This is a genomic window from Aequorivita soesokkakensis (genome assembly GCF_001641085.1).
Lineage (GTDB): Bacteria > Bacteroidota > Bacteroidia > Flavobacteriales > Flavobacteriaceae > Aequorivita > Aequorivita soesokkakensis.
Window position 1 is genome coordinate 1 of record NZ_LXIE01000050.1, and the last position, 12,264, is coordinate 12,264.

The following is a 12,264-nucleotide window of genomic DNA, read 5'->3' on the forward strand; positions in this document are numbered from 1 at the left end:
AAGGCGCAGAGAACGCAGAGAGAAAAATAAAAAATGAAAAATAAAAAATATCTAAAATTAAGCGGTCTTGAACCATTGATTATCACCCCCGAAAGCAATTTCATAAACGTGGGAGAACGCACCAATGTGGCAGGTTCAAAGAAATTTCTTCGACTCATAAAAGAACGAAATTTTGAGGAAGCCCTTTCCGTTGCCCGCGAACAGGTGGAAAACGGCGCACAGATCATCGACGTAAATATGGACGACGGACTGATTGACGGGAAAGAGGCGATGGTGAAATTCTTGAACCTTGTGGTCGCCGAGCCGGATATTTCCCGCGTTCCAATAATGATAGACAGCAGCAAGTGGGAAATAATCGAAGCTGGATTACAGGTTGTGCAGGGAAAATGTGTGGTAAATTCCATTAGCTTAAAAGAAGGCGAAGCGGAATTTATCCATCACGCAAAACTCATAAAACGCTACGGAGCCGCAGTGATCGTGATGGCTTTTGATGAAACCGGCCAAGCCGATAATTACGACAGAAGAATTGAAATTGCCAAACGGTCTTATAATATTTTGGTGAACCACGTGAAATTCGCGCCAGAGGATATTATTTTCGATTTAAACATATTTCCTGTGGCAACGGGAATGGATGAACACAGAAAAAATGCGATCGATTTTATTGAAGCTACGCGTTGGGTTCGTGAGAATTTGCCACACGTTAGCGTAAGCGGTGGCGTAAGCAATGTTTCTTTCAGTTTCCGCGGAAATGATCCCGTTCGTGAGGCGATGCACTCCGTGTTTTTGTATCACGCCATCCAAGCTGGAATGAATATGGGTATCGTAAATCCGGCAATGCTGGAGGTTTACGATGATATTCCAAGGGATTTGTTAGAGCGTGTTGAAGATGTAATGCTCGACCGTCGCGAAGATGCCACGGAACGTTTATTGGATTTTGCCGAAACCGTAAAAGGAACCACAAAGGAAAGTAAAGTTGATCTTTCGTGGCGAGAGGAGCCACTGCAAAACCGCATTACAAGGGCATTGGTAAAAGGAATTGACGAATTTATTTTAGAGGATATTGAAGAAGCAAGGCAAAATGCTGACAAGCCAATTGAAGTAATTGAAGGTAATTTAATGATTGGAATGAACGTAGTCGGCGATCTTTTCGGAAGCGGGAAAATGTTTTTGCCACAAGTGGTAAAAAGCGCTCGTGTAATGAAAAAAGCTGTAGCGTATTTACTTCCATACATCGAAGATGAAAAACTAAAAAATCCTCAAATAAATGATTCAAAAAATGCTGGCCGGATTTTAATGGCAACTGTAAAAGGTGATGTTCATGACATCGGCAAAAATATTGTCGGGGTTGTTTTGGCGTGTAATAATTATGAAATAATCGATTTGGGCGTGATGGTTCCGCCGGAAAAAATTATTGCTACAGCAAAAGAGGAAAACGTGGATGCCATTGGTTTGAGTGGTTTAATAACCCCTTCATTGGACGAAATGGTTTTTTTGGCGAAGGAAATGCAGCGGCAAAATTTTAAAGTTCCGTTGTTGATTGGCGGCGCAACCACGAGTCGGGCGCATACCGCGGTAAAAATTGATCCTGAGTACGAATGTGCCGTGGTGCACATAAACGATGCTTCGCGGGCAGTTACCGTTGTGGGCGATTTGCTGAAAAAGGAAACTTCGGCTTCGTATAAGGACAATTTGAAAAAGGAATATGACACTTTCCGACAGGATTTTTTGAAGCGACAAAAGGTAAAAACCTATTTACCTATTTCCGAAGCGCGGAAAAACAGATTTCAAATTGACTGGAATTCTTCAGAAATAGTGAAACCCAACAAACTGGGAGTCCAAGTTTTAAAGGATTTCGATTTAAATCTGTTGTTGGATTTCATGGATTGGACCCCGTTTTTCAGAAGTTGGGAACTGCACGGAAAGTATCCAAACATTTTAACAGATGAAATTGTGGGCGAACAAGCTTCGGAATTATTTGAGGATGCGAAAAAAATGCTTCAGAAATTAATTTCAGAAAAACTGTTGGAAGCGAGGGCTGTCCTTGGAATTTTTGAAGCAAATACTGTTAATGATGATGATATTTCTTTGGAAATCCCAAATCCCAAATCCCAAATCCCAAATCCAGTATTCCGAACCCTTCGCCAACAATCCCAAAAGGCAAAAGGAAAACCAAATCTCGCCTTGGCAGATTTTATCGCTCCGAAAGAAACTGGAATTCAAGATTACATCGGCTGTTTCTGTGTAAGTACAGGTTTTGGAACTGCGGAATTGGCCGCAAAATATATTGCAGAACACGACGATTATAACGCCATAATGGTGAAAGCGTTGGCAGACCGCTTGGCGGAAGCCTTTGCGGAATATCTTCACAAAGAAGTACGTACCAACTATTGGGGCTACGCTTCCGAGGAAAATCTTTCAAATGAAGACTTGATTTCCGAAAAATACAAGGGCATTCGTCCCGCGCCCGGCTATCCTGCCTGTCCAGATCATTTGGAGAAACGAACCATTTGGGAAGTTTTAAAAGTTATGGAAAATATAGGCGTTGAATTGACCGAAAGTTTGGCAATGTGGCCGGCAGCTTCGGTTTCGGGCTATTATTTTGCAAACCCTGAAGCGCGCTATTTCGGACTTGGAAAAATTAAGGAAGATCAAGTGGAAGATTTCGCAAAGCGAAAAAATATGAATTTAGAAGAAGCCACGAATTGGCTGAAAACAAACCTTGCAGATTAGATGAAAGTTACAGAACACATAAAAAACGGAAACGGAAAAACGCAATTTTCGTTTGAGATTTTACCGCCATTAAAAGGGGAAAATATACATTCCATTTTTGAGAATATTGATCCGCTGATGGAGTTTAAACCACCATACATTAACGTAACCTATCATCGCGAGGAATATGTTTTTAAGGAATTGAAGGATGGTTTAATAGAGAAAAAAGTTGTTCGTAAGCGTCCTGGAACGGTGGGGATTTGCGCGGCAATTCAAAATAGATATGAAGTAGATGCCGTGCCGCACATTCTCTGCGGCGGTTTTACAAAGGAAGAAACTGAGAATTTTTTAATAGATCTTCAGTTTTTAGGAATTGATAACGTAATGGCCTTACGTGGTGATGCGGTAAAAAGCGAAACCTATTTCACGCCTGAAAAAAACGGACATAAATATGCTTGCGATCTTGTTTCGCAAATAAATGCTTTGAATAAAGGAACATATTTGGATGACGAACTTCAGCATACTTTCCCGACGGATTTTTGTGTGGGCGTGGCGGGTTATGCCGAAAAACATATGGAAGCGCCAAGCAGTGAAAGCGACATTCATTTCCTAAAAAAGAAAATTAAAAATGGCGCAGAATACATTGTAACACAAATGTTTTTTGACAATGAAAAATTCTTTCAGTTTGAAAAAAAATGCAGGGCAGAAGGCATTACCGTTCCAATTATTCCGGGGTTAAAACCCATTGCCGTAAAATCACATCTCAATTTAATTCCGCATAGATTTAAAGTTGATTTACCAGATTCGTTGGTGATGGAAGTGGTGAAAGCCAAGGATAATAAGGCTGTTCGGCAGATTGGGATTGATTGGTGCGTAAAGCAAAGTCAAGAACTTGTAAAAGCTGGAGTTCCGTTTCTACATTATTACTCAATGGGAAAAAGTAGCAATATTAAGGAAATCGCTTCGCAGGTATTTTAAGATTGCTTTATTTTGCGGTAATGTCCCGAATTGCGTTTTTGGTGTTTTTTCTCACAACTTCTTTTGTTTTTTCACAGGAAAAAAACAGAGACTTTTTCGTGGACGCCAATTATTTCTACGGAACCATTCTTCGGCACAATAAGGATATTTCACATTTGGTGAAAGCCCATCCCGATGGTTTTATCGTTGGCTTTAACCGAAAAACTTACGGAGCCGAGCGATGGCAACAGGAATACAATTACCCCGATTGGGGTTTTTCATTTGTACATCAAAATGCAAATTATGATGTTTTGGGTGAAAATTATGGGCTGTACGGGCATTTCAATTTTTACTTTTTAAAACGAAATCTTTTCTTCCGAATAGGGCAGGGTATTGCCTATAATACTAACCCTTTTGACTTTGAAACCAATTTCAAAAACAATGCTTACGGCAGCCATTTGTTGAGTTCAACTTATTTGATGCTGAATTACAACAAGCAAAATCTTTTCAAAAACTTTGGGGTTCAAGCGGGAATTGCCTTGGTGCATTATTCCAACGGAAATTTTAAGGCGCCAAATTCGAGCACAAATGCCTTCACTTTAAATATTGGCGTGCAATATTCGTTGGCTGACGAGACTCAAGAATATATCTCCGATTCGCTTCCGAAGAAAATCGCAGAGCCCATAAAATACAACTTCGTGCTTCGAGGCGGGTTGAACGAAAGCGATTATTTAAATCTTGGGCAGCATCCGTTTTTTGTGGTTTCGGCCTTTGCGGACAAGCGGTTGAGCTATAAAAGTACCCTTCAGTTGGGTGCGGATTTTTTCTACTTGCCATTTCTGAAAAAGGAAATTGAATACCTTTCCATTGCTTTTCCAAATATGGGCGTGGAAGGCGATGAAGATTTTAAACGCGTCGGCATTTTTGCGGGCCACGAATTGCACATTAACAAATTGGCGGTAGTTTCACAAGTAGGTTATTATGTTTATTATCCCTATGATTTTGAGGGAAGAACGTATTTTCGGGTAGGTTTGAAATATTATTTAACCGAAAAACTTTTCAGCGCAATCACTTTAAAATCGCACGGTGCGAAAGTGGAAGGCGTGGAATTTGGCGTGGGAATTAGAATATAGATTATGAAGAAGTTATTTTTTGTCAGCTTGGTTTTTTTGTTGCTTTCATGCGATTCCGAAAATGGTTGGGATTGTGTGCAAGCTGCGGGAAGTTCGGTTTCCAAAGAATATTTTGTTTCAGATTTTACAAAAATCAGGATTGAGGATGACGTGACTTTACATTTGAAACAGGGCGATTCCACAAAGATAATTCTTGAAACGGGCGAAAACCTTTTAAGCGATATTTCCGTAAGTGTTGAAGGCGTAACATTAGTGGTGAAGGATCATAACAATTGCAATTTGGTGCGCGATTACGGAATTACAAAAATATATGTAACCGTTCCAAACATTACTGAAATCAGAAACAGCTCGGCTTACGACGTTATTGGCGAAGGAGTTTTGCAATTTCCGAGACTCACTTTGGTGAGCAATAGTTCAGCTGGTCCAGAAACAATTAGAAAGAGTGGCGATTTTTATTTGAACATTATTTGCGAAGAATTCCGTGTAAATGCAAACGGCCAAAGTGTTTTTTATATAACTGGCACTGCTGAAAAAGCCAATCTAAGCTTCGCTGATGAAATGCCACGTTTTGATGGAATGGATTTTTTAATAAATGAACTCACTGTTTTTCAAAGAAGTGCAAACAAAATGATTGTCAATCCACAGCAAAGTATCATCGGAAAAATCGTGGCAACGGGCGATATTATTAGTTATAACCGTCCGCCATTGGTGGATGTAAAAGAATTATTTACTGGCAGGCTATTATTTGAAGATTAGTTTATCTTTACCGGCGTTGAAAAAAATATGAAGCACCTTCTTTCCTTATTTACAATATTGCTTTTAAGCTTTCCCCTTTTTGCGCAGGAAGAAAAAGAATTGAAACCCGTTTCGCTGGAAGCAGATTTTTTCTACGGAAGTGTTTTGGAGCACAATCCGGATATTGAACATTTAATATCGGGGCATCCTACCGGATTTATTTTTTCCTTCAACAGAAAAACATACGGTTTTAATGAGTGGGAACGCCGCTATAATTATCCTGATTGGGGTGTTACGGTCGCTTTTCAAAATTTGCACAATGAGTATTTGGGAAATGTTCTGGGTGCTTACGGACACATAAACTGGTATTTTTTAAACCGAAATCTGATGGTGCGTGTTGGGCAGGGAATTGCCTATTCCGATCTTAATTATGATCCAGAAAACAACTACAATAACAATGCATACGGCACAAACCTTTTAAGCACCACTTTTTTAAAGGGAAATTATGTGCGTGAAAATATTTGGAAGGGGCTCGGTTTTCACGCTGGCTTTACTGTAATTCATTATAGCAATGCCAATTTTAAAGCGCCTAACAATAGTACAAATTCATTTTTGCTAAATGCTGGAGTAAGCTATCAATTGGATTACAAGGAATTTCCAGAATACATACATAAAGAAGATTCCCTCAGTAAAACGCACGCCGAAAGGTTTAAGTACAATCTTGCTTTCAGAACAGGTTTGAATGAAAGTGATGTAGTGGGTCTTGGGCAGGAACCGTTTTATGAATTGTCTTTTTTCGTTGATAAACGATTAAATTATAAAAGCACACTTACTGCTGGGGTAGATGTTTTCTTTTCCACTTTTTTAAAGGAATTGATTAAGTATCGTTCCATAGCTTACCCTGAAGACGGACTTTCGGGCGATGAAGATTACAAACGTGTCGGTATTTTTGTGGGGCACGAATGGCGTTTTAATCGTGTAGCTTTTGTTTCGCAGTTGGGCTATTATGTGTATTGGCCGTATGCTTTTGAAAATCGAATTTATAACCGCTTGGGGTTGAAGCGTTATTTCTTTGATGATAATATATTCGCCTCCGTAACAGTGCATGCGCATTGGGCAAAGGCGGAAGCTGTGGAATTTGGAGTGGGATATAGATTGTGATGCAAAATGATGGAAAAAATGAGAAACAATAAAAGTATCGAATTTTGCAAAAGAACATCAAAGCTTTTCCGAAAAGTCTTGCTTCTTGTTTCTTGCAGCGCAGCGTTCTTGGTTCTTTTTTCTGGATGTGATTCAGAAAATGGTTGGGACTGCACACAGAAAGCCGGCACTATTGTACAAACGGAATTTACCGTCCAGCCATTTTCAAAAATCCTAGTGTGGGAACGCATTAAACTTTTTGTAAAGCAAGGTGATGAACAAAAAGTAGTTGTTGAAACTGGTGAAAATTTAATGAACGATATTGAAGTTACCGTAACAGATGGAAAACTTGAAATACACAACAACAATTCCTGTAATTTGGTTCGTGATTATGGTTTGACTAAAGTATATATCACTTCACCAAACATAACTGAAATCCGCAGTAGCACAGGTTTGCCTATTGAAAGCATTGGCGTGCTTCAATATCCTTCCTTAAAACTTTTGTCAGAAGACCAACAAAATGAAGATCAATATCATACCGATGGTGATTTTACGATGAATCTGGAAGTAGAAAATTTGACTATCGTAGCTAATGGTTTGTCCAAATTTTATTTAAGTGGAAGCGCTACAAGTGCCAACTTTGGGCTTTACGCTAGTGATTGTAGAATTTTTTCTGAAAATCTTATCGTACAAAATCTGATTGTTTTCCACAGAAGCACTGCCGAAATGATTGTGAATCCACAGCAATCTATCCGAGGAAAAATAGTAAGCCTGGGGGATGTAATTTCCAAAAACCGACCGCCGATTGTTGAGGTTGAGGAATTGTATCGCGGCAAGCTTATTTTTGAATAGTAAGCTCGCTGAAAAGCTTTTCCAAAGTAGTATTCTTTTGGTGCAGTTGAAGTATTTTTAACCCATTGTCGTGCGCAAAATCGAATACTTTTCCACGCATATCCTGTTCGGTTTCAAAATAAAGTTGATACACAAAACCTAATGAATTTTCAACCTTTTCAATCTTTGGAAGTTTTTGTAACGCAATTTCTTCAACGCGATAATCAAACTCCACTTCAATAATTTGTTGCTTGTTGTTTTTTAAATCTGAAAGCTTTTTATCGAGGACTATTTCGCCTTTATTTATAATAATTACTCGGTCACAAATTGCTTCAACTTCCTGCATAATGTGGGTAGAAAGCAAAACGGTTTTTTCTTTTCCAACGCTTTTTATAAGTTGTCTTATTTCAATTAATTGATTTGGATCTAAACCGGTAGTTGGCTCATCAAGAATCAAAACTTCAGGATTGTGCAAAAGTGCATTTGCAAGTCCAACACGCTGACGATATCCTTTTGAAAGCTGTCCAATTTTCTTGTTCGCTTCGGGCGTTAAGCCAGTCTTTTCAATAACATTTTCAACTTCTGTTTTTGAAATATTATAAATCCCAGCATTGAAAAGAAGATATTCGCGAACGTACATATCCAAATAAAGCGGGTTGTGTTCCGGCAGATACCCAACGCTTTTTTTAATGGAAATATCATCTTTGGTTACTTCAAAACCATTTACAACAGCAACCCCTTCCGAAGCTGGAAGAAAAGTGGTCAAAATCTTCATCATCGTAGATTTTCCCGCGCCGTTTGGCCCGAGAAAACCAACAATTTCACCTTTTTCAATTGTGAAGGAAACCTTGTTCAGCGCTTTTTGTTCGCCGTAGGTTTTGGTAATATTTTCTACTTGTATCGACATATTTTCAGAAGTTGAACAAAGTTAAGCAAATAAAAAAATGAAAAAAGGCTTTTTCGTTTTTAAGAATTAACTACATTAGCAATCTATTAAAACACAATGAGCACACTTTTTACTTTCAACAATTTTTGGTTTTTCTATTTTAACGATAGAACCGGGATTGTTGTATAGGTAATTGAACCATAAAACATTTAAAGTCCCGGAAATATTTTCCGGGACTTTTTTTTTAACCTAAATTTAAAATTATGAGCCTAAAAGTAGCAATACAGGGAATTGAAAGTTCGTTCCACCACCAAGCCGTTCAAAAACTTTTTCCCAATGAGGAAATTAATCTTTTGACTTGCGATTCTTTTGAAAAGGTAACGACCGCAGTAAATAATAGTAATGCTGATTTTGGCGTGATTGCAATTGAAAATACTATCGTTGGCTCGATTTTGCCGAATTATGGGTTGATTGATGCAGGCAATTTTGAAATCTTGGCAGAAACCGTTTTAAATATTCAAATGTACGTGATGGCTTTGGAAAGTGAATCCATTCACGATATAAAAGAGATACATTCACATCCTGTGGCGCTGCTTCAGTGTCGGGATTATTTGCAGAAATTTCCGCCGCAATTCAAGGTTATTGAAGGAAAAGACACCGCTTCCGAAGCAAAAAGAATCAAAAATCAAAACTTAACAGGCGTTGCTGCAATTGCTGGGAAACAAGTTGCAGAGAAATTCGGACTTAAAATTTTGGACAGTAATATCCAAGATATAAAGGAAAACCATACGCGCTTTGTACTTTTGGGCAAAAAAGAAAAGCAAAGTATTCGGCAAGCCGACAAAGCTTCTCTTAAATTTGTACTGGACCATAATGTTGGGAGTTTAGGAAATGTTCTGAGTCTTTTAACGACTTTCAACATAAATTTAACCAAGATACAATCGCTGCCAATTGTCGGCAAACCTTGGCAGTATGCTTTTTTTGTCGATGTGGTTTTTGAGGAGGAGAATTTCTTTTTTGAAGTGGTGGAAATGCTCAAAAAAACAGTAAAAGAATTAAAAATATTGGGTGTTTACAAACAAGATGAAACACATGCCCAAGCTCAATTTTCAAATGCAATTTTAAATGGAAAATAATAAAAATCTACGCAATTGGCTAAATAAAATGGAACTGGCACACCCAATTGTAATTGCGGGTCCGTGCAGTGCCGAAACGGAAGAACAAGTGCTGAAAATAGCACACCAACTAAAGGAAACCGATACAACCGTAATGCGTGCCGGAATCTGGAAACCCAGAACCCGTCCAGGAAATTTTGAAGGCGTTGGTGCTTTGGGATTGAAGTGGCTTCAAAAAGCGAAACAGGAAACTGGTTTGATGACCGCGACCGAAGTTGCAAACGCAAACCACGTAGATTTGGCGTTGAAACACGATGTGGATATTCTTTGGGTTGGCGCGCGCACAACAGTTTCGCCTTTTATTGTTCAGGAAATAGCCGATGCTTTAAAGGGAACCGATAAAATAGTTTTGATAAAAAACCCAGTGAATCCAGATTTAGCACTTTGGTTGGGAGCAGTGGAGCGTTTTTATGAAAGCGATGTAAAAAATCTGGGTGTAATTCACCGCGGATTTTCAACTTATGAAAAAACGCGTTACCGAAATAATCCGGAATGGCAGATACCGATTGACCTTCAAAATAAATTTCCAGATTTACCTTTGATTTTGGATCCTTCGCATATTGCGGGACGTCGTGATATTATATTTGATTTATGTCAAACCGCCTTGGATCTAAATTATGACGGATTGATGGTAGAAACACATTTTGACCCAGATAACGCTTGGAGCGATGCCGCACAGCAAATTACACCAGCCGCTTTAAGGCAAATGACTATCGATTTGCGAATTCGGAAACAGGAAGGCGATGCAGTTGAATTTAGAAATAAATTGAACACATTGCGTACAAAGATTGATGTTTTGGACCATCAGCTTATAGAATCATTGGGCAAAAGAATGAAGATTGCAGATAGTATTGGAGCTTTAAAAAAGAAAAATAACGTGGCTATTCTTCAAACAAAAAGATGGAATGAGGTTTTAGGGAAAATGATTTTGGAAGGCGAAGAAAACCAACTGAGTGAGGAATTTATTTTGAAAATTTTTAAAGCCATTCATCAAGAATCCATCAATCACCAAAAAAAGGTTATTAATGAATAATGAATAATGAATAATGAATAATGAATAATGAATAATGAATAATGAATAATATTGTAATATAGATTGAATATTTTTGAAACCTGAAACCTGAAACCTGAAACCTGAAACCTGAAACCTGAAACCTGAAACCTGAAACCTGAAACCTGAATGAAAGGCCTTGTCTATAAATCTACCGGAAGTTGGTACAGCGTAAAAGCCGAAAGCGGAACTTTTTACGATTGCCGCATAAAAGGCAAGTTCCGTATGGATGGAATAAAAAGCACAAATCCTGTTGCGGTAGGCGATCACGTAGATTTTGATATCGAAAAAAAAGGCGATGAAACCGTTGGGGTAATCAAACATATTGACGAGCGCGAAAACTACATCATCCGAAAATCTGTAAATCTTTCAAAGCAAACCCATATAATTGCGGCTAATATTGATGTTGCTTTTTTGTTGATTACCCTAAACAATCCACCAACCTTTACAACTTTTATAGATCGGTTTTTAGTTACTGCGGAAGCATATCACATTAAAGCGGTTTTGCTTTTCAATAAAATTGACACTTACAACGAAGACGAATTATTAGAGATAAAATTCCTTGCGGCACTGTATCGAAAAATTGGGTACGAATGCATCGGAATTTCAGCAATCACAGGAAAAAATATTGATAAAGTAAAAGCTTTGATGCAGGACAAAGTAACTATGTTTTCTGGCCATAGTGGCGTGGGCAAATCTACTTTGATAAATGCTTTAGAGCCGGGCTTGAGTTTAAAAACCTCAAATATTTCTGAACAACATTTGCAGGGACAACACACAACTACTTTTGCCGAAATGTTTGATTTATCCTTTGGCGGACAAATAATAGACACTCCCGGAATTAAAGGTTTTGGAGTGGTTGAAATGGATAAAGAAGAATTGGGTGATTATTTCCCTGAGTTTTTTGAGCTGAAGGAAAACTGCAAATTCAACAACTGCCTTCATTTGGAAGAGCCACATTGTGCGGTGAAAGAAGCCTTGGAAAATGAAGAAGTAGCGTGGTCCCGATATAAAAGTTATTTGCAGATTTTAGAAGGCGAAGAGGATCATTTCAGAAAAGATATTTATGAGAAGTAAAATTCCAAATCTCAAGCACCAAATACCAAAATTCCACTAATCGAACTATCCAACAATCTAAAAATCCAACGATCCAAAAATGCGCGTTTTAATCCAAAGAGTAAAAAAAGCATCCGTAATTATTGAAGAAAAAGTTTTTTCCGAGATAAATCAAGGGTTGCTGATTTTATTGGGAATTGAAGCGGAAGATACCCAAGAAGACATCAACTGGTTAGCTGGAAAAATTGCCCGTTTGCGGATTTTTTCTGATGAAAATGATGCGATGAATCTTTCGGTGCAGGACATAGACGGCGAATGTTTGGTGGTTAGTCAATTTACACTTCATGCAAACACAAAAAAGGGAAATCGTCCTTCTTTTATAAACGCCGCAAAGCCAGAAATTGCTATCCCACTTTATGAAAATTTTGTGTTACAACTTGAAAGGGAAACCAATAAAAAAGTTGAGACCGGTAGCTTCGGAGCAATGATGGATGTAGCTTTAATTAATGATGGGCCGGTTACTATTTGGATTGATTCGAAAAATAAGGAATAAACTCTTTAACTTTTTTTTAACCTTTCGGAAATTTTATA

General features: G+C 38.3%; 11 protein-coding genes. 10 read left to right on the plus strand and 1 reads right to left on the minus strand.

What is annotated here, in order from left to right; genetic code table 11:
• Window positions 1-33: 33 nt before the first annotated feature.
• Genes metH through A7A78_RS13675 form a run of 6 tightly spaced genes read left to right on the plus strand, consistent with a single transcriptional unit; the run spans window position 34 to window position 7,526 of the window.
• Window positions 34-2,730 carry a methionine synthase gene (gene metH, locus A7A78_RS13650; RefSeq protein WP_094746157.1) on the plus strand — a complete coding sequence of 899 codons (2,697 nt, stop codon included), beginning with the start codon at window positions 34-36 and terminating at the stop codon, window positions 2,728-2,730.
• Window positions 2,731-3,687, plus strand: coding sequence for a methylenetetrahydrofolate reductase [NAD(P)H] (gene metF / locus A7A78_RS13655; protein ID WP_068763032.1), 957 nt, complete (start codon window positions 2,731-2,733; stop codon window positions 3,685-3,687).
• A gap of 20 nt (window positions 3,688-3,707) precedes the next feature.
• Complete coding sequence (locus A7A78_RS13660) at window positions 3,708-4,799, plus strand: acyloxyacyl hydrolase (RefSeq protein ID WP_068763033.1); 1,092 nt, start codon at window positions 3,708-3,710, stop codon at window positions 4,797-4,799.
• Between the two features lie 3 nt (window positions 4,800-4,802).
• Window positions 4,803-5,555 (plus strand): head GIN domain-containing protein, encoded by a 753-nt coding sequence (locus A7A78_RS13665; RefSeq protein ID WP_068763034.1) that lies wholly within the window; start codon window positions 4,803-4,805, stop codon window positions 5,553-5,555.
• Between the two features lie 27 nt (window positions 5,556-5,582).
• Entirely contained in the window at window positions 5,583-6,695 is a 1,113-nt protein-coding gene (locus A7A78_RS13670) for an acyloxyacyl hydrolase (RefSeq protein ID WP_068763035.1), read from the plus strand.
• 18 nt (window positions 6,696-6,713) lie between these two features.
• Window positions 6,714-7,526, plus strand: a complete 813-nt coding sequence (locus A7A78_RS13675; protein WP_068763212.1) for a head GIN domain-containing protein — start codon at window positions 6,714-6,716, stop codon at window positions 7,524-7,526.
• Here A7A78_RS13675 and gldA read toward each other — a convergent pair.
• On the minus strand, window positions 7,513-8,412 hold the full coding sequence (gldA, locus tag A7A78_RS13680) for a gliding motility-associated ABC transporter ATP-binding subunit GldA (protein WP_068763036.1): 900 nt from the start codon (window positions 8,410-8,412) through the stop codon (window positions 7,513-7,515). The genes A7A78_RS13675 and gldA overlap by 14 nt on opposite strands.
• Before the next feature lie 242 nt (window positions 8,413-8,654).
• On the opposite strand from gldA, the gene A7A78_RS13685 reads away from it, so the two are divergent.
• The 4 genes from A7A78_RS13685 to dtd all read left to right on the plus strand — a co-directional run bounded on the left by A7A78_RS13685 (window position 8,655) and on the right by dtd (window position 12,226).
• Window positions 8,655-9,527: a prephenate dehydratase gene (locus tag A7A78_RS13685; RefSeq protein WP_068763037.1), complete on the plus strand. Its 873-nt coding sequence runs from the start codon at window positions 8,655-8,657 to the stop codon at window positions 9,525-9,527.
• Window positions 9,517-10,599, plus strand: coding sequence for a bifunctional 3-deoxy-7-phosphoheptulonate synthase/chorismate mutase type II (locus A7A78_RS13690; RefSeq protein ID WP_068763038.1), 1,083 nt, complete (start codon window positions 9,517-9,519; stop codon window positions 10,597-10,599). The genes A7A78_RS13685 and A7A78_RS13690 overlap by 11 nt, the downstream gene beginning before the upstream one ends.
• A gap of 147 nt (window positions 10,600-10,746) precedes the next feature.
• Window positions 10,747-11,694 (plus strand): ribosome small subunit-dependent GTPase A, encoded by a 948-nt coding sequence (gene rsgA, locus A7A78_RS13695; protein WP_068763039.1) that lies wholly within the window; start codon window positions 10,747-10,749, stop codon window positions 11,692-11,694.
• 79 nt (window positions 11,695-11,773) lie between these two features.
• Window positions 11,774-12,226 carry a D-aminoacyl-tRNA deacylase gene (gene dtd, locus A7A78_RS13700; protein ID WP_068763040.1) on the plus strand — a complete coding sequence of 151 codons (453 nt, stop codon included), beginning with the start codon at window positions 11,774-11,776 and terminating at the stop codon, window positions 12,224-12,226.
• Window positions 12,227-12,264: the final 38 nt, after the last annotated feature.